Source organism: Streptococcus sp. DD04, from assembly GCF_001578725.1.
Lineage (GTDB): Bacteria > Bacillota > Bacilli > Lactobacillales > Streptococcaceae > Streptococcus > Streptococcus sinensis.
This window is the reverse complement of sequence record NZ_KQ968976.1, coordinates 501,414-524,449: the sequence shown is the minus strand read 5'-3', so window position 1 is coordinate 524,449 and position 23,036 is coordinate 501,414. Positions and strand designations below refer to the sequence as shown.

Below are 23,036 nucleotides of genomic sequence, written 5' to 3'. Positions count from 1 at the left end.
GATTTTTGTGATTTTCATAGGGGATTTTGGTAAAGTCCTTTCTTTTAACCAAATGCTTCAAAGGCAGCTATCAAACGCAGTTTGTCTGTATCAACATCCTTCCGGCCATAATAGTCAAGAAAGAGCTCTGCATATTGAGGGTCAGATAAATTATAAGTAAGAGACCAGATCGCCCAGTAAAGGTCAATGTGACGATCGCTAAAGCCCGCGAGGCCAACATCAATAAAGCAGGAGAAGGTTGCTGCGTCTTTTAGAATGAAATTGGGCAAGCAGGCATCTCCGTGGATCAAGGCGTCCACTGTCAGTAGCTGTCCCTGTTCTTGGATAAGCTGGTGTGCTTCCTCTCGACTTTGGATGTGAAATTGAGGCAATAAGGCTTTTTGATAAAAGCAGCCTTTACGATAATTATGCTCTGCTTGCTCTTTATAGTGTTGGAGGCGATGTTTGATTGGGAAATGCTGGGGTTGGATGCTATGAAGTTTTTTGAGTGCAGCAGCCATTGTTTGGCAAAGCGCTTCTGGCTGTTGGAGAAAGGCTAGGGCGTTCTTACCCTCGGCTTCTTTAGTCAGCAGGTAGTCCTTATCTTCTGCCAAGTAGTGAATGATAGGTACACCGAGTTCTTGCTCTTCAAACCATTTGGCAAGTGTGGCTTCTTGGGCTAACTGGCCTTTTTGGTCGATTTTCAAATAATAGCCCGTATCAGCATAGAAAACGCTGGCTCCAGAATGTGAGGAGCTGTCGTAAAAGTTGGCTCCCACTAGATAAGTTCGTATTTGCTCAGGGAAATGGGATAGTGGAAGGGATATTTTTTCTGCTTTCATACTTTTATTGTAACATATTCTCAACGAATCGACTCTAGCATGGTATAATAGAGGCATGAATGTAAAAGTGAAGCAAAGAATCCCTCTTAAAATCAAGAAAATGGGAATCAATGGGGAAGGAATTGGATTTTATAAGAAAACGCTGGTCTTTGTGCCAGGGGCTTTGAAGGGTGAGGAAGTTTACTGTCAGGTGACCAGAGTTCAGCGCAATTTTATCGAGGCCAAGCTCCTCACAATCAACAAACGGTCGAAATTTCGGGTGGAAGCGCCTTGTGAGATTTATGATAGCTGTGGAGGCTGTCAGATTATGCACCTCCACTATGACAAGCAGTTGGAGTTCAAAGAAGATTTGTTGCGTCAGGCCTTGAAAAAATTTGCACCAGCTGGCTATGAGAACTATGAAATCCGGCCGACCCTTGGTATGCAGGAGCCACTCTATTATCGGGCCAAGCTACAGTTTCAGACTCGGAAGTTCAAGGATGAGGTCAAGGCTGGGCTCTATGCCCAGAACTCCCACTATCTGGTCTCGCTGAAAAACTGTCTGGTTCAGGACAAGGTAACGCAGGCTATTGTCAATAAGGTGGCTCGGCTTTTAGGCAAGTATAGGCTGCCCATCTATGATGAGAGGAAGACCTCTGGAGTGCGTACGGTCATGATTCGCAGAGCCAGAAAAACGGGTCAAGTGCAGATGATTTTTGTGACAGGGCGCAAGCTAGACTTTTTTCCAGTCGTTCGAGACCTAGTGGCTGAATTTCCAGAGCTGGAGACAGTGGCGGTCAATTATCATACGAGCAAGTCCAGTGAGATTTATGGGGATAAGACAGAGATTATCTGGGGCAAGGAAGCCATCCAAGAAGGAGTGCTGGACTATGAGTTCTGCCTATCGCCTCGGGCTTTCTATCAGCTCAACCCTGAGCAGACAGAGGTTCTTTATGGAGAGGCGGTCAAGGCATTGGATGTGACGGCTGAGGACCATTTGATTGATGCCTATTGCGGAGTGGGGACCATCGGCTTTGCCTTTGCTAAAAGGGTCAAGTCTTTGCGAGGTATGGACATCATCCCTGAGGCTATTGAAGACGCCAAGCGCAATGCGAAACGGATGGGCTTTGACAATACACTCTACGAAGCTGGAACGGCAGAGGAGATCATTCCTCGCTGGTACGCTGAAGGTTATCGGGCAGATGCCTTGATTGTCGATCCGCCACGGACAGGTCTGGATGATAAGCTGCTGGAGACAATTGTCCGCTATGCACCTGAGAAGATGGTCTACGTTTCCTGCAATGTCTCAACTCTGGCTCGGGATTTGGTCAAGCTCTGTCAGGTCTACGATGTCCGCTACATCCAGTCAGTTGATATGTTTCCGCATACCGCTCGGACCGAGGCAGTGGTGAAATTGGTCAAAAAAGACAAGTAAAAGAGATATTTGTTGAAAAACAAGTCTAAATGAACAGCAAAAGAGGCTGGGACAAAAGTCCTAGCCTCTCAATTGTCTTTGGATTGTCGAGCAAGACGCAGTGGTTGAGTGGGCTCTATTACGCTGATTTCATCAGCTTTTACAGCCCTACTCAACTGTGCGGAGGTGGGACGACGAAATCGAATTCTAACGAATTACCGATTTCTGTACCACTCTCTTTTGAGTTAGAGGATTATAGCTTGATTTCAGTGTTTTGGAGGATCTTGATAAAGTGGTTTTAAGAAAGATAAAAGATTGTGAAACCTAGTTTATTAGTTTCTTCATAACAATAACTTATAGTCTATTAGAATTTGTTATCTTCTCTAAGATCGAATTTGAGCAAGTGTGGAAAGGATTTTTATTGAACGCATTTTTTGTGATATAATAATAAAAAATACACGGAGGTAGGGCATATGGACAACGTGATTGATTTGTCTATCCCAGTGGCAGAAGTGATTGAGAAGCAGCCCGAGGTCTTGGATGTCTTGATCGAGTTGGGCTTTACGCCTCTGGCCAATCCTGTCATGCGCAATACAGTCGGGCGTGTGGTTTCGATCAAAAAAGGAGCCAGCATGAATGGCATTGACCTGAATAAAATCAAGCAAACGCTGGAATTAAACGGCTATGAAGTGGTGGGGATATAGATATGGCTACTGAACGCATTGAAGTCCTCAAGTCTATCTTGCTGGACTTACATAAGGGAGCTTCGGCAGAATCTGTTCAGGAGCTTTTCAACGAGCATTTTGCTGGTGTGTCCGCTATCGAAATCAGCCTGATGGAGCATGAGCTGATGAACTCAGACACAGGAGTGACATTCGAAGATGTCATGTCCCTCTGCAATGTCCATGCCAACCTCTTTAAAGGTGCCATTAAGGATGTGGAAGTGGCAGACACCGACCATCCGGGTCATCCTGTTCAGATCTTTAAGCAGGAAAATCTAGCGCTGCGGGCTGCTCTCATGCGGGTTCGCAGGCTCTTATCTACCTATGAAAGTACAGAAGATGAGGAGCTTCTTCCTGAAATCCGCAAGGGACTCCAGCGCCAGCTGGGTTTGGTGGGGCAGTTTGATATCCACTATCAGCGTAAGGAAGAGCTCATGTTTCCCATCATGGAGAGCTACGGCCACGATTCGCCGCCCAAGGTCATGTGGGGTGTAGACGACCAGATTCGAGACCTTTTCCAAGAGGCTAAGTCTGCTGCAGAGCAGCTGCCAGATACTTCGATTCAAGAAGTCAAGGAAAAGTTTGAGACTTTTGCTGCTGAGTTTGAAGCTATGATTTTCAAGGAAGAGTCTATTTTGCTGATGATTCTTTTGGAGTCCTTCCATCAGGATGACTGGCTCAAGATTGCTGAGGAGAGCGATGCTTATGGCTATGCCATTATCAAACCGACAGAGAAATGGATTCCTGCGCGACACTCATTCTCGGAGGAGGAAGCTGGGGATGCTGCTGATGAAGGAAGCGAAGCGCCAGCCAGTAGAGAGCAGACTAGTGATGGCAGGTTTGAGCAGGTCATTGATACGCCAGATGGTCAGGTCACTATTTCCTTTAAGCCCAAGGAAAAGAAAGAACAAGCCTTTAATCGGGACTCCCAGCAGCCTTTTGGTCATGGCTATCTGTCGGTGGCGGAGGCCAATCTGATTTTGAACCATCTGCCCATGGAGATTACCTTTGTCAATAAGGAGGATATTTTCCAGTATTATAATGACAGCGTACCGGCGGATGAGATGATTTTCAAGCGGACGCCTTCCCAGATAGGGCGCAATGTTGAGCTTTGCCACCCACCTAAGTTTTTGGACAAGGTGCGGCGGATTTTCAAGGCTCTGCGTGAGGGAGAGCGGGACAAGTTTGAGATGTGGTTCAAGTCGGAATCACGGGGCAAGTTTGTCCATGTGACCTATGCGGCGGTGCGAGATGAGGCTGGTGAATTTCAGGGGGTGCTGGAGTATGTGCAGGACATTCAGCCCTTCCGTGACATTGACAGTGATTTTTACCGAGATTTGGACTAGGTATTTGCAGTTAGAAAGTGAGAAAAATGAGTTACGAACAGGAATTTTTACAAGACTTTGAAGCTTGGGTCAAGACCCAGGTCATGATTAACGAGATGGCCCTCAAGGAGAGTCAGGCAGTCTACGAGGCGGATCAGGACGAGCGGGCCAAGGAAGCAGCCATTCGCTATGAGAGCCGTTTAGACGCTTATCAGTTTCTTTTAGGGAAATTTGCCAACTATCAGGCGGGCAAAGGGTTTCACGACCTGCCAGACGGACTTTTGGGTGAGAGAAATTATTGATTTTTCGCTGGAAAGGTGATAGAATAAGTTCATCAGAGGTGTTTTGAATCCCACATTTTACAGAAAGTGGCGGTGCTGAGAAGTCCACAAATGTGTCAAAGCTGGTTGCTGATGAGATGAAAAATTGAAATAACAGTGTCTTTTTGTTTCCTTTTAGGACTAGGCAAGGAGCTGCAGGCTATACTAGCGTATGCCAAAGCGAGCTAACGACGTCATAAAAGAGAAAGAAGAAGAGAAAAGTTGCGGGCCTGGCCCGAAATTGGGTGGTACCGCGGATAAACACATTCGTCCCTGTCATGGATATGGCAGGGACTTTTTTTATGGAAAGTGAGGTAGGAAGATGGAGCAAGCACAATTACCAGAACGATTAGAAACGGAGCGTCTAGTCTTACGAGTCCGCACAGTGGCGGATGCCGAAGATATCCATGCCTATGCTAGTCTGCCAGAAGTCTCCTACCCAGCAGGCTTTCCGCCCGTCAAGACCTTGGAAGATGAGATTTACTACCTGGAGCATATTCTGCCCGAGCGTAATCAAAAGGAGAACCTCCCATCGGGCTATGGAATTGTCGTCAAAGGAACGGATAAGATCATCGGATCAGTTGATTTCAATCATCGCCACGCAGACGATGTACTGGAGATTGGCTACACCTTGCATCCAGACTATTGGGGACGAGGTTATGTACCCGAAGCAGCGCGTGCCTTGATTGATCTGGCTTTTAAAGAATTGAATCTTCATAAAATTGAATTGTCTTGCTTTGGCTACAATGTCCAAAGTCAACGAGTTGCTGAGAAACTTGGCTTTACCCTTGAAGCTTGCATCCGAGACCGAAAAGATGCCCAAGGTAAACGTTGTGACGGTCTGATATATGGACTGCTGAAGAAGGAGTGGGAGGAGAGAAAAGATGGCTAAAAAGAAAAATCGTAAAAAAGAATTAAGACGTCAGCAGAAATTGGCAATCAAAGTCATTTCTGAAGAAGAGGCTGCGTGGACAGAAGCAATAGCCCACAAACCAATCTTAGTTGAGCGGCGTAGAATTCAAAACTTTGATGAGCAACACACAGCAATTATGCAATATGCTGATGAGTATGGTGACTATCCGAATATTCAGGAAATTAATTACCAATTAAAAACAGGAACTTTTGATTGGCATCAGGATCATGCTTTATTTAGAGAAGCGATGTATACTAAAAATAAACAGAAGAGAAATAAACTGCTGAAACAAGTGTTAAAGCTCAATCCAGATTATTTTGCAGCGGAGTTTCATCTATTTGTATCAGAGGTTGAAGACTTTGATTTGCCGTCCTTTGAAAAAGTCTTAGAATTTGAAACTCTGGTCTTAGAAAAATGGAAAATCAACGGCTATAACAATTGGAATTATTTTGAAGCGCGGCCTATCCTAGCTGCACTGATGTTCTTGATTGAATATTATATGGCGGAAGGTTGTTACTATAAAGCCTTGGGAATAGTTGATCTGTACTTGAGTAAGCGACCAGAACGTTTTCCGCCCAACTTTGTTTTCTGCATGCTTTCCTTGTATCATATGACTGGTCAGGAGATAAAGGTCGAGCGCTTCTATCAAGACGGACGGAATAAAGGGAAATGCAATGATACTATATTGGTACATGCTATTATTGCTGCTTTCTTGCGAGGAAAACTAGAGGAAGCGAGAAAATTATTTGCAAAGTTAGTTGAGATTAACGCTGAAGCGATTGCCTTCTTTGCTGAAGAAGACTGGTATTTTCAAGTGTTTGATATAGGGGAGCAAGAATATTACTACCCAAACACAAATGAGTCACTGATGGCGAGTCTCTATCCACTTTTGGATTTTTTAGAAAGAAACATCATTGTGACGCAGTTTTTGGCAAATGAAGCGAAAAAATTGGATGATGAGGAGCACTTTGCCTTTCCTTATGGACTAGAAGAAGGCTTTATTGAGCTAACTGGCTTGTTTTCTTTTGTGGCAGAACCAGAAATGAACGACATTCGAATGGATTATGCTCGAATTTTCGTAAATAATGGAATCTGTACATCAGCTGATTTCAAAGATTGGACAGAAAAAGAAGTCCTAGCTTTAAAAGGAATTGGTCCTGCTACGGTCAAAAAACTAAAAGAAAATGGCGTGAAGTTTAAAAAAGCGAATTAATCGCTTTTTGAATGAATGAGGGAATCTTGTTTCGATTGTAATTTTCAAATTCAACGAGTCGCTGAGAAACTTGGTTTCACTCTTGAAGCTCGCATCCGAGACCGCAAAGATGCCCAAGGTAATCGCTGTGCAGAATTGGCTTATGGATTGCTGAGGAGTGAGTGGGAAGCTAAAGGCCAACATTAAAGAAACTGTTAGTTGAACTATTCGAAAATTTCGAACAGTTGGGATTAATTAACTTTTGAAAGCGAGGTTGAAAAAATTGGAAACAAGCCAGATTATTACTCTAATTAGTGGAGCTGGTCTAGGGGCTATCTTGAGCGCATTCTTGGTCTTTATAAATAATAGTAAAAAAAACAAATTAGATTTTGTAACAAGAGAGCGTTCAGAGTGGAGAAGAGAAATTAAATCAATTATAGTTGATTTGTTGAGTGGAAATAATCGAAGCAATGCATTAAGTAGACTTGAAACTCTATTAAATCCCTATGGTAGATATATATCTAAAGAAGATGCATATGAATTTTATATGAATGATGGTCATATATAGGAGATAGTTGATAATTTTGATTATTCAAATAAAAATGTAAAAACCTTAACTAAATATTTAGAACTACTTTTAAAATATGATTGGGAAAGATCAAAACGCGAAATAAAATATGATATTTTTAACAGCTTTATATATTGCATTCTTATAATTGGAACTTTATCTAATGGCTTATTATTGTTTTTTATGGAACTTCACTTTTTTTTATTAATCATGCTACTGCTATCATCTGTTATTTTACTAGTAACTATAATATTTTTTGAAGAATTTAATAAGATTTCCAAAAAGAAAAAGAAAATGTTTATTGGATTTCGTTATCCGATTATTTTATCTTTTGAAGAATTTAATAAGATTTCCAAAAAGAAAAAGAAAATGTTTATTGGATTTCGTTATCCGATTATTTTATCTTTTGCAATAGATATCAGTATATTATTTGGAATAGCAGCATTGTTAAGAAATTATATTGTTTTATTTTTAGTAGGTATAATAATTTATGTCATGGAACTTGGACTACTCTTCAAAGTTGGTCGTTTGGAAAATGAATACATTAAACTTTTGAAAAAAAATTATAACAAGGAGAACACACATGTCTAAAGAACTTTCACCTAAATATAATCCAGCCGAGGTTGAGGCTGGTCGTTACCAAAAATGGCTTGATGCCGATGTTTTCAAGCCTTCAGGCGATCAAAAGGCTAAGCCTTATTCGATTGTGATTCCACCACCAAACGTGACTGGGAAACTCCACCTTGGTCACGCTTGGGATACGACCTTGCAAGATATCATCATCCGTCAAAAACGGATGCAAGGCTTTGATACTCTTTGGCTGCCAGGGATGGACCACGCGGGGATTGCGACTCAGGCTAAGGTCGAGGAGCGCTTGCGGGAGCAAGGCATTTCCCGTTATGACCTTGGTCGTGAGAAATTCCTCGAGAAAGTCTGGGAATGGAAAGACGAATATGCCACTACCATCAAGGAACAATGGGGCAAGATGGGCCTCTCTGTGGACTACTCTCGTGAGCGTTTCACTCTTGACGAAGGCTTGTCAAAAGCCGTTCGTAAGGTCTTTGTCGAGCTTTACAAGAAAGGCTGGATCTACCGTGGTGAATTTATCATCAACTGGGATCCAGCAGCTCGCACAGCCCTTTCTGATATCGAGGTGATTCACAAGGATGTGGAAGGTGCCTTCTACCACATGAACTACATGCTGGAAGACGGCTCACGCGCCCTTGAAGTTGCGACCACTCGTCCTGAAACTATGTTTGGGGATGTTGCGGTTGCGGTCAATCCAGAAGACCCACGCTACAAGGACTTGATTGGTCAAAACGTCATCCTTCCAATCGCTAATAAACTAATCCCAATCGTTGCGGACGAACATGCCGATCCTGAGTTTGGTACTGGTGTCGTGAAAATCACACCTGCCCACGATCCAAACGACTTCTTAGTTGGTCAACGTCATAGCTTGCCACAAGTTAACGTGATGAACGACGACGGAACTATGAACGATCTAGCCTTCGAATTTGCGGGTATGGACCGCTTTGAAGCTCGCAAAGCGGTTGTCAAGAAACTGGAAGAAATCGGTGCTCTGGTTAAAATCGAAAAACGTGTCCACAGTGTTGGTCACTCAGAGCGGACTGGCGTTATGGTTGAGCCGCGTCTGTCTACCCAGTGGTTCGTCAAGATGGACCAATTGGCTAAGAATGCCATTGCCAACCAAGCAACAGATGACAAGGTAGAATTTTACCCACCACGCTTCAACGATACCTTCCTCCAATGGATGGAAAATGTCCACGACTGGGTTATCTCTCGTCAGCTCTGGTGGGGACACCAGATCCCAGCTTGGTACAATGCTGAGGGTGAAATGTACGTCGGTGAGGAAGCTCCTCAAGGTGACGGTTGGACTCAGGACGAAGACGTCTTGGATACTTGGTTCAGTTCTGCCCTTTGGCCATTCTCAACTATGGGCTGGCCGGATGTCGATTCAGAAGACTTCAAACGCTACTTCCCAACTTCAACTCTGGTAACAGGTTACGACATCATTTTCTTCTGGGTGTCTCGTATGATCTTCCAATCCTTGGAATTCACTGGTCGTCAGCCATTCCAAAACGTGCTTATACACGGTCTCATCCGTGACGAACAGGGCCGCAAGATGTCTAAATCTCTTGGTAACGGAATTGACCCGATGGATGTCATCGAGAAATACGGTGCTGATGCCCTTCGTTGGTTCCTTTCAAACGGTTCTGCACCAGGCCAAGACGTCCGCTTCTCTTACGAGAAAATGGATGCTTCATGGAACTTCATTAACAAGATCTGGAACATCTCTCGCTACATCCTTATGAACAATGAAGGCTTGACCCTTGAGCAAGCAACTGCCAATGTCGAAAAAGTTGCCAACAAGGAAGCTGGAAATGTCACTGACCGCTGGATTCTCCACAACCTCAATGAAACCATTGGCAAGGTTACTGAGAACTTCGACAAGTTTGAGTTCGGTGTGGCTGGTCACATCCTCTACAACTTCATCTGGGATGAATTTGCCGACTGGTATGTGGAGCTGACGAAGGAGGTGCTTTACAGCGACAATGAAGACGAGAAAGTCATCACTCGCTCTGTCCTCCTTTACACGCTGGACCAAATCCTGCGCTTGCTTCACCCAATCATGCCTTTCGTGACCGAGGAAATCTTTGGTCAAATCTCAGAAGGCACCATTGTGACAGCAGCTTATCCAGTGGTTCGTCCAGAATTTGAAAATGCCGAGGCGGCAGCTGGCGTGGAAGCCATCAAGGATCTGATCCGTTCGGTGCGCAATAGCAGAGCTGAGGTCAATGTGGCGCCAAGCAAGCCGATTACCATCTTGATTAAGACGACAGACAGCGCGCTGGAAACCTTCTTCAAGGATAATGTCAACTACATCAAGCGTTTCATTAATCCTGAACATCTGGAAATCGCAGCAGAGCTTGCTGCACCTGAACTCGCCATGTCAAGCGTCATCACAGGAGCAGAAATCTACTTGCCACTGGCAGATCTCCTCAATGTCGAAGAAGAACTGGCTCGCCTCGACAAAGAACTGGCTAAATGGCAAAAAGAACTGGACATGGTCGGTAAGAAGCTCTCTAACGAACGCTTCGTAGCCAATGCCAAACCAGAAGTCGTCCAAAAAGAACGCGACAAACAAGCCGATTACCAAGCCAAGTACGATGCAACTGTGGCGCGGATTGATGAGATGAAGAAGTTGGTGTAAGAAATGAGAGAAGGTACTTGTCGATGTTTGATTTAATAAAACAGTGGTCTACTAATCCGTTTTTCGTCTTCTTTTCTCTATTTGCTTTAGTTGTGTTGGTAGCTTTAATATACATATCTATAGAGAAAATGATACTAAACAGTTTCACTAAATTAGATAATAAAAAAAATTACAATTCAAATTCTTTAGCAAAAAAGATCAAGTTACGTGAAGATAGAGAACGAAATTATGTTTATTATGGTATAGATTATTGGATTTGGCAAAAAAATAAACTACAAATATTAGAGAGTTTGTTTCCTGTAGGAATGGAATTGTCCAATGGCAAGGTTATTGATGATGTCTTACATTTTTCGAAAGTTACACCTAAAATATTTGGCGGTGGAACTAGAGAAACAAGATATTTAAGAGAATTAAGATTTATTCCCAAAAATGTTCCTAAAACTATAAGCACTTTTGGAGATTTTATAAATGGTGACAAAATTGGTGGAGATAAATTTGAAAACCATAGAGGAGTGCAGAATATTCAGATTACTAAAAATCAAATATTGCAACCTCTTGAACAATTATTGCTTGATGGGCAGTTATCGGATGGTGATAGCATGAAAATTAAGCAATTTATCTATAATTTGTCTAATGATAATTCTTCTGAAGATGAAAAGACAAATATAATTGAAATATTAGGTAACTACATTGGTTTAGTTAGTGGGATAGCAGGTATAATCGATGTTTTACATAATTTTCAAATATTTTAGGGTAAGAGATTTGTTGCTTTTAAAAAAATGAGGAAACGGGAAATTCCTGTGTTTTCAGCTTTAGTAAGTCTAGCAACAATTTTAGGAAGAGTTTTTCTATGCCAGGGGATGTAACTTTGTTTCAGGATACTTTGATTAAGTCCTTGAAGTTTGGTTTTGTGGACAATGTCAAGTATCAGGAGGGTGAGTATTCATCTTAGATTTTGATTAATGATTCAGAGGTTAAGCGCTATGTTTGGGTAGATTTATAGGAGGGGTTGGGTAAGTGTCATTAGGAAAGCCCTCATAGGTGCAGAAATTTAAAGAAGATTGAAAAGAAGTTTTAAAAAAAATCCCCCTTACTTTAGCAAGTCCAGTTGTTTAGCTGGGCTTGATTTTTGTTTGGCTAGGGCTTTATATTGAAATTCAATCTTCATTTGTTTTAGTTCTTTATTTGTGTTAGAATAATAGGAAATAAATGTGGAGGTATGCTATGGAATTGCGGACCAATGCAGGAAGTTTACAAGGTTCTCTTCGGGTGCCGGGAGATAAATCTATCAGCCACCGCTCCATTATTTTTGGGAGTATAGCGGAAGGCGTCACGACTGTTCGTGATATTCTTCGGGGAGAGGATGTTCTCTCTACGATGCAGGTTTTTCGTGATTTAGGCGTTGAAATTGAAGATGATGGTTCGATTGTCAAGATTCATGGTGTTGGTTTTGACGGCCTGAAAGCCCCGAAAAATAAATTGGATATGGGGAACTCTGGAACTTCCATTCGCCTGATTTCAGGAGTTTTAGCTGGTCAGGATTTTCAAGCTGAGATGTTTGGCGACGATAGTTTGTCTAAACGTCCTATGGATCGGGTAACGATTCCGCTTCGTCAGATGGGCGTAGAAATTTCTGGCCAATCTGAACGTGATTTGCCACCTCTCATTATTCATGGCACCAAGGATTTGAAACCAATTGCTTATCAGTTGCCGGTAGCCTCTGCCCAAGTAAAGTCTGCCCTGATTTTTGCTGCTTTACAGGCGCAGGGCGAGTCGGTCATCATTGAAAAGGAAATCACGCGAAACCACACTGAGGACATGATTGCCCAGTTTGGCGGTCAAATTTCTGTAGAGGGTAAGGAAATCCGTGTTCATGGTGGTCAAGTTTTGAAAGCCCAACAGGTGACAGTGCCAGGTGATATTTCTAGTGCAGCTTTCTGGCTGGTTGCTGGCCTGATTGTTCCGCAGTCGAAAGTGATTCTTGAGAACGTGGGAATCAATGAAACCCGAACAGGAATTTTGGATGTCATCAAGGCCATGGGTGGCAAGATTCAGCTATCCCAGATTGATGATAGGGCGAAGTCCGCGACTATTACTGTTGAAACTTCTGATTTGACTGCTACTGAAATCGGAGGAGAACTGATTCCGCGTTTGATTGATGAGCTGCCGATCATTGCCTTGCTAGCAACGCAGGCTAAGGGCCGCACCATTATCCGAGATGCAGAGGAGCTGAAGGTGAAAGAAACCGACCGCATCCAAGTCGTCGCAGACGCTTTGAACAGCATGGGAGCAAACATTCAACCGACAGCGGATGGAATGATTATTGAAGGGAAGGCGCCGCTTCACGGTGCTTCTGTCAATACTTTCGGAGATCATCGCATTGGAATGATGGCAGCCATTGCTGCCCTTCTCGTCAAGGAAGGACAAGTGAAACTGGAGCGAGCCGAGGCAATCAACACAAGCTACCCAAGCTTTTTCACTGATTTGGAGAAATTAATACATGGCTAAAATATTACTAGGTTTTATGGGGGCAGGCAAGACAACGATTGGTCGTCTTTTGGATCCGAATTTTCATGACCTGGACGAATTGATTGTAGAAGAAATCGGTATGCCTATTGCCGACTTCTTTGCCTGCGAGGGAGAGGCTGCCTTTCGTCAGATTGAAACAAGCGTGCTAGAGCGTTTGCTGGGTGATGAGGTGGATGTTATATCGACCGGAGGAGGGATTGTTGTCAATCCCCGCAATCGGGAATTGCTGAAGAAGAATCCTTATAATATTTACTTGCGAGTCGATTTTGATACTCTGTACGAGCGGATTAAAAACGATGTGGGCATGCAAAGACCTCTGTTCTTGAATAATAGCCGCGAGCAATTCAAGGAAATTTTTGAAGGACGTTTACCTCTGTATGAAAGCATTGCCACCCATATCATTGATGTAGCGGGCAAGACACCAGAAGAAATAGCGGAGCAGATTCGATGTTTATAGGATATTTAGGACCCAAGGGTTCTTTTTCTCACCATGTGGCTCAAAAAGCCTTTCCCGAGGGAAAACTAGTCCCTTTGAAAAATATCACCGAAGTGATGAAGGCTTACGAAAGTGGGCAAGTTGATTATTCGATAGTGCCAGTTGAAAATTCTATCGAAGGAAGTGTTCATGAAACGCTGGATTATCTTTTTCACCAAGCAGCTATTCAAGCTGTTGCGGAAATTGTCCAGCCGATTAAGCAGCAGTTGCTTGCAACTAGCTTGGACAAGCCGATTGAAAAAGTTTTTTCCCACCCGCAAGCTATCGCCCAGGGACAAAAATATATTTCTCAGCACTATCCGAATGCGCAATTTGAGATTACTGCCAGTACGGCCAATGCAGCACGTTTTGTAGCGGAGCATCCGGATATGAATTATGCAGCCATTGCGCCTCAGGCGTCTGCAAGTGAATACCATTTGAAAGTAGTTGCGCGTGATATTCAGGAAATGGAAGAAAACTACACTCGTTTCTGGATTTTGGGACATAGAGTGCCTGAGCTTGATTTGCCCAAACAAGGTGACAAGCAAACGCTGGCCTTAACCCTGCCAGATAATCTACCTGGTGCTTTGTACAAGGCGCTTTCTACCTTTGCTTGGCGCGGAATTGACTTGACTAAGATTGAAAGCCGCCCTCTTAAAACGGCTTTGGGGGAATATTTTTTCATTATTGACATCAATAACGAAAAGAAAAAATTGGTTGAATTTGCCTATCAAGAACTTGCAAATTTAGGGATTACTTTTAAAGTTTTTGGCAGTTACACCGTTTTTCTGATTCATGATAAATAGATTGGAGAAAAGATGAGGAGAGCAGAAAATCTTAGCCATCATGAGCAGCTCCGTTTAGACTATCTTTATAAAAACTATTATTATTTAAACGACAAAGAAAAAAGAGAACTTGCTTACCTTCGACAGAAAGCGAAAGGAAATGTTCACAAGAGTAATAGCCGGCCTGTGGCCGACTATGCGGATTCGGAAGAGGATATTTCTTCGTCTGACCCAATAGACAATGTGCAGACAGATTCGTCTGGGCTTTTGCCAAAATATCCTGAGCGCCCTTCGCGTAGCAGGAGACAGAAAAAAACCAAACAGATCAGTTCAGCGGCAGCAGTTGATCAGCCTCAGCCAGCGCCTAAGAAACGTAGAAAGATCAGAATCAAACGTATTTTTCTTTGGTTCGGAATTTTCTTGTTGCTGGTCTTAGGCGGGATGATTGCTATGTTTATTAAGGGCTATACGACGGCTAATGCTGGAAACTCGAATGTGACAGATGTGGAACATTTCGATGGACAAGATAGTTCAGATGGGGTGAATATTCTCATTCTCGGAACGGACGGCAGAGTGGGGGAGCAGTCAACGGAGACACGGACTGACTCGATTATGGTTCTGAATGTGGGCAACAAAGACCACAAGATTAAACTAGTCAGCTTTATGCGTGATACCTTGATTCATGTTGATGGTGTCAGCAACATTTATGCGGATCCTTCCCAAGAAGATTATTATGATCAAAAATTGAATCTGGCCTATACATTTGGGGAACAAGGAAATCATCAGGGAGCTGATCTTGTCCGTCAGGTGTTGAAAGATCACTTTGATATTGATATTAAGTATTATGCCTTAGTTGACTTTCAAACCTTTGCCACAGCAATCGACACTCTTTTTCCAAACGGTGTCAGCATGGATGCAAAATTTTCCACAATCAATGGTGAGGCGGTGACGGAGGTTGAGGTACCGGATGATCTCAACATGAAGGACGGAGTTGTGCCAAACCAGATTATTAAAGTCGGCAAGCAGCAGATGGATGGTCGGACCCTACTTAATTATGCTCGTTTCCGCAAGGATGATGAGGGAGACTTTGGTCGGACCCGTCGCCAGCAGGAGGTCCTAACAGCTATTTTCCAACAGGTTAAAGATCCAACCAAACTCTTTACTGGGGCAGAAGCTTTAGGTAAGGTCTTTGCCTTGACTTCCACTAATGTTCCTAGTAGTTTTCTTGTGTTCAACAGTTTTTCTCTTTTACTTAGCTCTCGCAATGGAGTTGAGCGCTTGACCATTCCAGAAAATGGAGACTGGGTCGATACCTATGACATGTATGGCGGTCAAGGGCTCTTGATTGACTTTGAAGCTTACAAAGAAAGACTGCGCCAAATGGGCTTAAGATAGGGCTCTTATGATATAATGGGAAGTGGCAGATTTTGTCTCTTCCCTTTCTTTTTGGGAAAATAGCAGGGCAGAAATGTGAACATATTTTCCAATAGGAAGAAATAAACAGTAGAAAATCCTGTGATTCCCTGCTTTAGTATAATTGCAGTTGAGTGCAGGATTGATTAGAAAGTAAAAAAATGTTAAAAAAGAACGATATTATTGAAGTAGAAATTGTAGATTTGAGTCATGAGGGAGCAGGTGTAGCCAAGGTAGACGGCCGCGTCTTTTTTGTTGAAAATGCCCTGCCGGGGGAAGTGATTCGTATGCGTATCCTCAAGGTCAATAAAAAAATCGGCTTTGGCCGAGTTGAGGAATTTTTGAAAAAGTCTGACCAGCGCAATGAGCATGTCGACTTGGCCTATCTGCGGACTGGAATTGCTGATTTAGGGCACTTGGCCTACCCAGCCCAGTTAGCTTTTAAAGCCAAGCAGGTGCAGGATTGCCTTTATAAAATCGCTGGCATTTCGGACGTAGAAGTGACGGAGACACTGGGCATGGATCAGCCACTAGCCTACCGTAATAAAGCTCAGGTGCCAGTCCGTCGTGTCAATGGTCAGCTGGAAACCGGCTTTTTCCGTAAAAATTCTCATGACCTTCTGCCGATTGAGGACTTTTATATTCAGGATCCAGTTATTGACCAAGTGATCGTTTTTGTGCGCGACTTGCTGCGCCGCTTTGACCTCAAACCTTATGATGAGAAGGAAGGCACTGGCTTAATTCGCAATTTGGTTGTCCGCCGCGGTCATTATTCAGGTGAAATCATGGTGATTTTGGTGACTAGTCGGCCCAAGATTTTCCGAGTGGAGCAGCTGATTGAGCGCCTGATAGACGCTTTCCCAGCTATCAAGTCCATCATGCAAAATATCAATGACCAGGCAGGCAATGCTATTTTCGGTCGGGAGTTTCGGACGCTCTACGGCCAAGAGTTTATCACTGACAGCATGCTGGGCAAGCAGTTCCAGATTGCTGCGCCAGCCTTTTACCAAGTCAATACTGAGATGGCAGAGAAGCTGTATCAGACGGCCTTTGACTTTGCTGATTTTAAAAAAGAAGATATTGTGCTGGATGCTTACTCTGGTATCGGCACTATTGGTCTGTCGCTGGCTGACCGAGTCCAGCAAGTCTATGGAGTGGAGGTCATTCCTGAGGCCGTGGAAAATAGTCAGCGAAACGCAGAGCTCAACGGTATCACCAATGCCAGCTATGTGTGCGCCCCTGCAGAAAAAGCCATCCAAACTTGGCTGAATCAGGGAATCAAGGCGGATGTCATCCTAGTCGATCCGCCACGCAAGGGCTTGACAGAAAGCTTTATCACTTCCAGTGTCAGCATGGAACCCCAGCGGATTGTCTATATTTCCTGCAATCCTGCCACCATGGCGCGTGATATCAAATTCTATCAAGAGCTGGGCTATGAACTGAAGAAAGTCCAGCCAGTGGATCTATTTCCGCAGACGCATCATGTGGAGACGGTAGCGTTATTGTCCAAACTTAATGTCGATAAGCATATAAGTGTTGAAGTAGAGCTGGATGAACTTGATTTGACAAGTGCAGAGAGCAAAGCTACTTATGCTCAGATTAAGGAATATATATTAGAAAAATTTGGTTTGAAAGTTTCAGCACTCTATATTGCCCAGATTAAAAAGAAATGTGGAATAGAGTTGAGAGAAAATTATAATAAGTCAAAAAAAGAAAAACAAGTTATTCCACAGTGTACACCTGAGAAAGAAGAAGCTATCATGGATGCGTTAAGACATTTCAAAATGATTTAAGAGAAAGGCTTCTTTTTCTTTGCTTGAAAATTCTTACGGACAGATGAGGCTTACTATTCCCTTAAGTCAAAAGGATATAGATAAACTTGGTTTTACTAAAGATTTGGATCTATCAGAATTTGATGATAAATCTCGTAAAAATCTTTTATTATTTGAAGATGGATTATTAAAAAAAGAAAAAGTAACTCTCAATTTCGATGAATCAAAATTGATAAATGCGAAGATAGGAAATTTACATTATTTATTGTTATCTCATCAAGAAACTTCAAAAGAAGGATTTCTAATTAATATTTTTAAAGAGACGCCTTGGTGTAGAGGTACATATGAAAATAGTAATAATACTAGAGATATCTCAATATTTGATTTGTTTTCTGTTAAGGATTGGGTTCAAATTGATAACTGTGATTTTGAGGCAGTCCTTGCCTCGTACAATCGTTTGCTCGAGAATGAAGATTTAATCATAAGTGCTAATGATGCTTTGATTAGAATCATAGCTGCCTATGATCAAATTGATGAACCAAATAAAAAAAGGATTTACTGAGTTGGGCCAATCAATTGTCTGAATGGAATACGATTCATTCAACTGATAAGCCAAGGGCTATAATTAATCATTTACAATTAAAGCAAAGACAAGAAAAAATTTCAGAAAACGATATGGAAGAACTAAACTCTCTACTTATTGAGTATCAGACTGACCCAGAAATCTGTTTTGGAGTTGTAGTGCTATTAAAATCAAAGCTACAAGCTGATTTATACTGGAAGAAACTGAGCAGTGAAAAACAAGAAGCCTATAAAGGTTATCCTATTTTCAACTTGTATTGCAAGCTTACATAAGCTGGTCTTTACAGATACTAAAAAATTTACGTTAAAATGGCCAAATCGTTATATACTTTTAATTCTTGGAGGCGGTAGATTATCATGAGGAACGACGTTCATACTATTGATAAAAACACTAAATACTTTAACGAAAAATTAAATTCTCACAGAGTTTTTTTCTTAACTGGGGCAGGTATTAGTATTGACTCAAATATGCCTTCAGTGCAAAATATCTTGAATAAGACTACAGAAATTTTTTTACCCTCGTACTCGTCAGAAACAACAGAATCTAGTGATAATGAAGTATTGAGTAAAAAATTAAAAAATCTTATTAATTCTAATGATACTCCATTACAGCCTGAGATGTTTTATGGAACACTGCTTAGATTTTTCAATGACAGACGAAGCAATCTGAAATTGTGGTCTTGTCTGCTTGAGTCACACCAAGAGTCTTTAGGAATCAAGATTTTTCCTAATGTTGCTCATTATTTTCTTGTATACTATTCTGTGATGGCTGGTGTACCATTGCTGACAATGAATTACGATACGTTATTTGAGAAGGCTTTTATAGAGTTAAAAGATTTGGGTCTAATTTGTGGACATATTCAAATATATACTCCTGATGAACAGCCTCCTTCATTAGAGAATAAAATTTCAGGTCTAGTTTTATGTAAATTACATGGAACTATAGAAGATTATGAGGGGAATTTCAATCATTCTAGCATAAAAACAACAATGTCTGAGATTACAAAAATCACCTCGGAGTGGAGTAATTTTATCAGGGAACTGTGTAATTCATTGTTTCCTTGTTTTGTGGGATATAGCGGAAGAGATATTGATTACTTTCCTATTTTTCAGAGTATTTACAAAAAAAACTCAAATATAAACACAAATTTATTTTGGGTTGATAAATTTGATAGTTCTTGTAGCACTTCTCTACTAAGGAAAGTAAAAGAAACAAACGCGGTACAAGTTAACGGTTATTTTAAAGATGTATTACAAGGAATTAGTCATTTATTTGTTAACCAAGTTATTCTAACCTGTTTTTCTCTTTCGAATTTTAAAAATAGAGAATCAAGTGTAGAAAAATTATTGAGTCCCATTATTTCTGATATGAAAAAAGATATCGAAGTGCTTGAGGTAGTTGAGACTGTATTTTTGCTAACTCTTCTAGTTAATCATGGTGATAATTCAGATACTATATTTAACGAAATAAAAAATAAACTAAATATATGGTCGGATATAGAGCACAGTATTTATTTATCTTTATTAACTCTTTATATTCGTTTAAATAGGGAGAGGGGGGATTTTATCGAATACAGAAATTCTTCTATGAAATTAAAACAAATCACTAACAAGAGATTAGATTTTGCAACTTATTTATATGCAGAAACCGAAATTATTTCATCCTATCAAATGGAAATCCCAAATTTTGAAGGTTATCGCCCTATTTTTTCCGACTATTTATTGTTTACAGTGACGTTTATTAGGATGCTCAAATTAATTCTTCAGTATCAAAATATTGAGTATAATACTACACTCGAGGAATTTAAAATAAGAACTCTAGCTCTAGTGTTGAAAATTCCTATATTAAAACACTCCGTTAAATATTTTATTTATAAAATAAGAAGTAAAGCACAATCTCAAGGAAATTTTGCTACATTGGTTAGTTGCGATAAATACCTAAGTCGTATTTCTGAACATAATGAAGAATTAATTAATGGAACAATCGATGCTGCTAAGACAATAGGTGATTTTAGTGCTGAACAAATTGTTCTAAGAGATGTGGGTGATATCGAAACAGCTCTTCAGAGAGCTATATCTGGTGGTAACACTTTAAATACCTTAAAAACCATTATTAAAAAGGCTAGAAAAAATAGTAATTATCTTTCGAGAGAAGAATTGGATTTATTCGAGAGTTGTGAAGATAAAATCAACAGTATTTCACTAAGAAGAGCACTTGCTCGAATAAAATCTGAGCTAAAAATTCAAGAACTATAACAGAGAACTTGACGTCGAAATTGATTCCTGATTAGCATATATTCTTCTGTGATTGGGATTAATTGAAGAATCTAGAAACCGTTGTTATTGATATTTTTATTAGTCAACTACTAAGAGAAAAAATTACAGTTTTCTATCCATACAAATTTCTATGTTAAAAAATATGTGCATAATTTATTGAAATAAATTAATCTTATAAATCTAAAAATGTAAAATCACTCTAAAATAAGAATCTTCACCACAGTATAATTTAGTTGTTGTCTTTATGTTTTTCTTCAGTGTAATAAATTCAAGGAGATTGTTCAAATGTGTGAGGGCTTAGATCCCAATATTGATTCAAGACTTAATTTTAAGCAATTACCGGCAGCTTTAATAAATAAAGGATACATAAAAAATGAATCAGGCTGTAACTATGAAAATTATTTACTAGAGTTGATTAATAAATCTTCTTACTTCAGAAGCAAAGGGAAATCAGAGTATAATAAACCTGTAAATGAGAATAATGGTCAGTGTGATGCAATAGCAAACGATTATGAACTTGATTTTAAAATTCTATTAGCTGCATCGTGTCTACAAGCTAGTAATCTGTTTTCTCCCAGCATAAGCAATGTTAGTGACGGCATCACTACTTATGGTGAATGTAAAAAACCAAAAGGTGAGATTAAGGCGACTCAAATTCATGTTGCTTTTCGAACGAGAAATTTATCTGATTTACTGCAGCTTAAAATAGATTATACTGGAGTTAGAAAACAATGTATAGAGACAGATGTTTTAAAGGTTTTAAACAATCTTGAAACCTTAAAGAATCTACTATTGTACTTTCCGGTAGAATTTTTGTTTGGTGAAAATGATGTGCTCTCAAAATCTGAGGCTTTAGAAAAAATAATGCAAGCTTTGAATTATGACTTTGAATCTTTATTTGAATATCGAAACTATATTGCTGAGAAATTCGATACATATTTTGTAACGATTTACTCAGAGTCTTTTTACTTATTTAAAATAGAAAAGGAACAGCTAAAACATATAGAGGATATTAGATTGGAGGATTTACCTACCTTTATCAAATTGAGGAACTATCGTCTTTTTTAAAAAATAAGACCGCTAGGCACACACATATATAAACATGTTGTGTGAGGGAGATATTAAAATGGATAATGAAAAACAACAATTACCCACAGGAGCTGTAGACAGCATATTAAATGCCCAGAGTGATTTTATGAAGTTTTATGCAAGTATAAATGCTGAACAAATTGCTAAGATGATAGAACCGATAAGGGATTTTACCAAGGTAGTAAATGTTCCGTCAAATATTAATATTGCAGCAGCTGCTAGTTCGATGTTCAAGGAAGTCTCGAATATAAAAAGGGTAATTCCGGCAAATTATAACTTTAGTAGTTTAAATTCTTTATCAACCGTGATGAGAGATTTTCTTAATAGCTATCATGCTACTATTTTTAGGGACTTATCAATTATTTCAGAAGTTCTAAAGTCTCTTCCAGACCATTATGCTGAAGAAGAAATTGCAGACATAAAATCTAAACTTGAAATTTTAGCCACAAAAGGATGGGTAGTCTACTTCCAAGATAGCAATTTTTCTTATGATGTAGAAGCTGAAGACTTTGAGGAAGTTGAAGAATTTTGGTTTGAGATGCTAGAGAACGATATAGCTGATGAGAAGACCATATTTAAATTGGAAAAATCTCAATTTATTCCATCAGTCTTAATCAAGTCTATGATTCAGAGTTTCCAGTCTGCGAATTATTATGCGGCATATACAATTGCTACAATCATAATAGATGGGGTAATGAACAGGGTATCAGAGAAAAATTATAGTAAAGACAATTATGTCCCTGTCGGAAAGTCCACAGTAGGCATTTTAAAGAAAGAATTCGTAGAAACAACGTTATTAGATACTGGGTTACTTAAGTGGCTTTATCTCTTTTTCGAGAATACTAATAAGTTTACATTGAACTGGCCGAATCGTCATATGGTCAATCATGGGAGATGGACAGAAGAGATAAGTAAGAAAGAATTTTTGAAAATCTTTAATACCGTCCTGTATATAGAAGAAGCTGTAAATAATCGCATTAGTTACGTTTAATAATTTAATTCGGGAAATTCGATTGCTATTATTTCGCTTCACAGTATTGGTAGTAAAAGTCAATACATGTGGAGACGGTAGCATTATTGTCCAAACTCGATGTCGATAAGCATATAGATGTTGAAATTAAGCTGGATGAGCTTGATTTGACAAGTGCTGAAAGTAAAGCGACTTATGCACAAATCAAGGAATATATATTGGAAAAATTTGATTTAAAGGTTTCGACACTCTATATTGCACAGATTAAAAAGAAATGTGGAATTGTACTGAGGGAGCATTATAATAAATCAAAAAAAGAGAAACAGGTTATTCCACAATGCACATCGGAAAAAGAGGAAGCTATCATGGATGCATTAAGGCATTTTAAAATGATTTAGTAGAAATGGAGGGTATTTATGAGATGGATAATAAAAATAATTTTGTTTCCAATAATATTATCATTTATATCGTCCTTATAGATTATGCCGGTGGAATTTACACGCTTTGCAATCTGATTGATGTTGCTTGTAGCGTTGGAGAGTAAACCCTGTAAATCTCTAAACGGCTCTAAATCAACTTGATATATTTCCTTTTTTAAAATGCACTTGCGAATGAAATGGCTCATATTTCTGCATTTCGCAAGTTTTCTTTTCTCCCT

Annotated in this window: 21 protein-coding genes and 3 pseudogenes; 22 read left to right on the top strand and 2 right to left on the bottom strand. The window is 40.3% G+C overall.

Going from position 1 to position 23,036, the window contains the following annotated elements; genetic code table 11:
• Positions 1 to 44: 44 nt before the first annotated feature.
• Positions 45 to 821, bottom strand: coding sequence for an aminoglycoside 3'-phosphotransferase (locus tag STRDD04_RS02540; protein WP_062199074.1), 777 nt, complete (start codon positions 819 to 821; stop codon positions 45 to 47).
• A gap of 55 nt (positions 822 to 876) precedes the next feature.
• Between STRDD04_RS02540 and rlmD (STRDD04_RS02535) the strand changes: the two genes are divergently transcribed.
• The 22 genes and pseudogenes from rlmD (STRDD04_RS02535) to STRDD04_RS02435 all read left to right on the top strand — a co-directional run.
• Positions 877 to 2,235, top strand: coding sequence for a 23S rRNA (uracil(1939)-C(5))-methyltransferase RlmD (rlmD, locus tag STRDD04_RS02535; protein WP_062199072.1), 1,359 nt, complete (start codon positions 877 to 879; stop codon positions 2,233 to 2,235).
• 452 nt (positions 2,236 to 2,687) lie between these two features.
• The gene (locus tag STRDD04_RS02530; protein ID WP_062199070.1) at positions 2,688 to 2,918 is read left to right on the top strand and encodes a DUF1858 domain-containing protein; all 231 of its coding nucleotides are present in this window, start codon (positions 2,688 to 2,690) and stop codon (positions 2,916 to 2,918) included.
• Between the two features lie 2 nt (positions 2,919 to 2,920).
• Positions 2,921 to 4,282 (top strand): DUF438 domain-containing protein, encoded by a 1,362-nt coding sequence (locus STRDD04_RS02525; RefSeq protein WP_062199068.1) that lies wholly within the window; start codon positions 2,921 to 2,923, stop codon positions 4,280 to 4,282.
• Between the two features lie 26 nt (positions 4,283 to 4,308).
• A complete protein-coding gene (locus STRDD04_RS02520) occupies positions 4,309 to 4,563 on the top strand; it encodes a DUF1912 family protein (protein WP_061911354.1) in 255 nt (84 codons plus the stop codon).
• A 340-nt stretch (positions 4,564 to 4,903) separates the two neighbouring features.
• Positions 4,904 to 5,473, top strand: coding sequence for a GNAT family N-acetyltransferase (locus tag STRDD04_RS02515; protein WP_062199066.1), 570 nt, complete (start codon positions 4,904 to 4,906; stop codon positions 5,471 to 5,473).
• Complete coding sequence (locus STRDD04_RS02510) at positions 5,466 to 6,707, top strand: helix-hairpin-helix domain-containing protein (protein WP_062199064.1); 1,242 nt, start codon at positions 5,466 to 5,468, stop codon at positions 6,705 to 6,707. The genes STRDD04_RS02515 and STRDD04_RS02510 overlap by 8 nt, the downstream gene beginning before the upstream one ends.
• A 24-nt stretch (positions 6,708 to 6,731) precedes the next feature.
• Positions 6,732 to 6,893: pseudogene (locus tag STRDD04_RS11345) on the top strand (GNAT family N-acetyltransferase); the annotation flags it as partial.
• A 67-nt stretch (positions 6,894 to 6,960) separates the two neighbouring features.
• Positions 6,961 to 7,254 (top strand): hypothetical protein, encoded by a 294-nt coding sequence (locus tag STRDD04_RS02505; RefSeq protein WP_156469028.1) that lies wholly within the window; start codon positions 6,961 to 6,963, stop codon positions 7,252 to 7,254.
• A 294-nt stretch (positions 7,255 to 7,548) separates the two neighbouring features.
• Positions 7,549 to 7,845 (top strand): hypothetical protein, encoded by a 297-nt coding sequence (locus STRDD04_RS02500; RefSeq protein ID WP_156469027.1) that lies wholly within the window; start codon positions 7,549 to 7,551, stop codon positions 7,843 to 7,845.
• Positions 7,838 to 10,486: a valine--tRNA ligase gene (locus tag STRDD04_RS02495; RefSeq protein ID WP_062199058.1), complete on the top strand. Its 2,649-nt coding sequence runs from the start codon at positions 7,838 to 7,840 to the stop codon at positions 10,484 to 10,486. Before STRDD04_RS02500 ends, STRDD04_RS02495 begins: the two co-directional genes overlap by 8 nt.
• A gap of 23 nt (positions 10,487 to 10,509) precedes the next feature.
• The gene (locus tag STRDD04_RS02490; RefSeq protein WP_062199056.1) at positions 10,510 to 11,238 is read left to right on the top strand and encodes a hypothetical protein; all 729 of its coding nucleotides are present in this window, start codon (positions 10,510 to 10,512) and stop codon (positions 11,236 to 11,238) included.
• A 472-nt stretch (positions 11,239 to 11,710) separates the two neighbouring features.
• Entirely contained in the window at positions 11,711 to 12,994 is a 1,284-nt protein-coding gene (gene aroA, locus STRDD04_RS02485; RefSeq protein ID WP_062199054.1) for a 3-phosphoshikimate 1-carboxyvinyltransferase, read from the top strand.
• Positions 12,987 to 13,472, top strand: a complete 486-nt coding sequence (locus STRDD04_RS02480) for a shikimate kinase (RefSeq protein ID WP_062199052.1) — start codon at positions 12,987 to 12,989, stop codon at positions 13,470 to 13,472. Before aroA ends, STRDD04_RS02480 begins: the two co-directional genes overlap by 8 nt.
• Positions 13,463 to 14,296 carry a prephenate dehydratase gene (gene pheA / locus STRDD04_RS02475; RefSeq protein ID WP_062199050.1) on the top strand — a complete coding sequence of 278 codons (834 nt, stop codon included), beginning with the start codon at positions 13,463 to 13,465 and terminating at the stop codon, positions 14,294 to 14,296. The genes STRDD04_RS02480 and pheA overlap by 10 nt, the downstream gene beginning before the upstream one ends.
• 12 nt (positions 14,297 to 14,308) lie before the next feature.
• Positions 14,309 to 15,670, top strand: a complete 1,362-nt coding sequence (locus tag STRDD04_RS02470; protein WP_062199048.1) for an LCP family protein — start codon at positions 14,309 to 14,311, stop codon at positions 15,668 to 15,670.
• 179 nt (positions 15,671 to 15,849) lie between these two features.
• Positions 15,850 to 17,481 (top strand): 23S rRNA (uracil(1939)-C(5))-methyltransferase RlmD, encoded by a 1,632-nt coding sequence (gene rlmD / locus STRDD04_RS02465; protein WP_062199046.1) that lies wholly within the window; start codon positions 15,850 to 15,852, stop codon positions 17,479 to 17,481.
• A gap of 43 nt (positions 17,482 to 17,524) precedes the next feature.
• Positions 17,525 to 18,022, top strand: coding sequence for a hypothetical protein (locus STRDD04_RS02460; RefSeq protein ID WP_231853869.1), 498 nt, complete (start codon positions 17,525 to 17,527; stop codon positions 18,020 to 18,022).
• Between the two features lie 14 nt (positions 18,023 to 18,036).
• Complete coding sequence (locus STRDD04_RS02455; protein ID WP_062199042.1) at positions 18,037 to 18,315, top strand: hypothetical protein; 279 nt, start codon at positions 18,037 to 18,039, stop codon at positions 18,313 to 18,315.
• Between the two features lie 84 nt (positions 18,316 to 18,399).
• Positions 18,400 to 20,298: an SIR2 family protein gene (locus STRDD04_RS02450; protein ID WP_062199040.1), complete on the top strand. Its 1,899-nt coding sequence runs from the start codon at positions 18,400 to 18,402 to the stop codon at positions 20,296 to 20,298.
• Between the two features lie 306 nt (positions 20,299 to 20,604).
• The gene (locus tag STRDD04_RS02445) at positions 20,605 to 21,387 is read left to right on the top strand and encodes a hypothetical protein (protein ID WP_037617617.1); all 783 of its coding nucleotides are present in this window, start codon (positions 20,605 to 20,607) and stop codon (positions 21,385 to 21,387) included.
• A gap of 58 nt (positions 21,388 to 21,445) precedes the next feature.
• Positions 21,446 to 22,399, top strand: a complete 954-nt coding sequence (locus STRDD04_RS02440) for a hypothetical protein (protein ID WP_062199038.1) — start codon at positions 21,446 to 21,448, stop codon at positions 22,397 to 22,399.
• A 65-nt stretch (positions 22,400 to 22,464) separates the two neighbouring features.
• A pseudogene (locus tag STRDD04_RS02435) lies at positions 22,465 to 22,776 on the top strand (23S rRNA (uracil(1939)-C(5))-methyltransferase RlmD); the annotation flags it as partial.
• Here STRDD04_RS02435 and STRDD04_RS11120 read toward each other — a convergent pair.
• Positions 22,773 to 23,036: pseudogene (locus STRDD04_RS11120) on the bottom strand (hypothetical protein); the annotation flags it as partial. The pseudogenes STRDD04_RS02435 and STRDD04_RS11120 sit on opposite strands and share 4 nt — an antisense overlap.

Bases quoted from the DNA above. Each gene is read 5' to 3' on its own strand.
- STRDD04_RS02540 (WP_062199074.1), bottom strand. From the start codon at position 821: ATGAAAGCAGAAAAAATATCCCTTCCACTATCCCATTTCCCTGAGCAA.
- STRDD04_RS02510 (WP_062199064.1), top strand. From the start codon at position 5,466: ATGGCTAAAAAGAAAAATCGTAAAAAAGAATTAAGACGTCAGCAGAAA.
- STRDD04_RS02500 (WP_156469027.1), top strand. From the start codon at position 7,549: ATGTTTATTGGATTTCGTTATCCGATTATTTTATCTTTTGAAGAATTT.
- STRDD04_RS02450 (WP_062199040.1), top strand. From the start codon at position 18,400: ATGAGGAACGACGTTCATACTATTGATAAAAACACTAAATACTTTAAC.
- STRDD04_RS02445 (WP_037617617.1), top strand. From the start codon at position 20,605: ATGTGTGAGGGCTTAGATCCCAATATTGATTCAAGACTTAATTTTAAG.
- STRDD04_RS02470 (WP_062199048.1), top strand. From the start codon at position 14,309: ATGAGGAGAGCAGAAAATCTTAGCCATCATGAGCAGCTCCGTTTAGAC.
- aroA (WP_062199054.1), top strand. From the start codon at position 11,711: ATGGAATTGCGGACCAATGCAGGAAGTTTACAAGGTTCTCTTCGGGTG.
- STRDD04_RS02480 (WP_062199052.1), top strand. From the start codon at position 12,987: ATGGCTAAAATATTACTAGGTTTTATGGGGGCAGGCAAGACAACGATT.
- STRDD04_RS02520 (WP_061911354.1), top strand. From the start codon at position 4,309: ATGAGTTACGAACAGGAATTTTTACAAGACTTTGAAGCTTGGGTCAAG.
- STRDD04_RS02495 (WP_062199058.1), top strand. From the start codon at position 7,838: ATGTCTAAAGAACTTTCACCTAAATATAATCCAGCCGAGGTTGAGGCT.
- rlmD (WP_062199072.1), top strand. From the start codon at position 877: ATGAATGTAAAAGTGAAGCAAAGAATCCCTCTTAAAATCAAGAAAATG.
- STRDD04_RS02440 (WP_062199038.1), top strand. From the start codon at position 21,446: ATGGATAATGAAAAACAACAATTACCCACAGGAGCTGTAGACAGCATA.
- pheA (WP_062199050.1), top strand. From the start codon at position 13,463: ATGTTTATAGGATATTTAGGACCCAAGGGTTCTTTTTCTCACCATGTG.
- STRDD04_RS02530 (WP_062199070.1), top strand. From the start codon at position 2,688: ATGGACAACGTGATTGATTTGTCTATCCCAGTGGCAGAAGTGATTGAG.
- STRDD04_RS02515 (WP_062199066.1), top strand. From the start codon at position 4,904: ATGGAGCAAGCACAATTACCAGAACGATTAGAAACGGAGCGTCTAGTC.
- rlmD (WP_062199046.1), top strand. From the start codon at position 15,850: ATGTTAAAAAAGAACGATATTATTGAAGTAGAAATTGTAGATTTGAGT.
- STRDD04_RS02525 (WP_062199068.1), top strand. From the start codon at position 2,921: ATGGCTACTGAACGCATTGAAGTCCTCAAGTCTATCTTGCTGGACTTA.
- STRDD04_RS02460 (WP_231853869.1), top strand. From the start codon at position 17,525: ATGAGGCTTACTATTCCCTTAAGTCAAAAGGATATAGATAAACTTGGT.
- STRDD04_RS02490 (WP_062199056.1), top strand. From the start codon at position 10,510: ATGTTTGATTTAATAAAACAGTGGTCTACTAATCCGTTTTTCGTCTTC.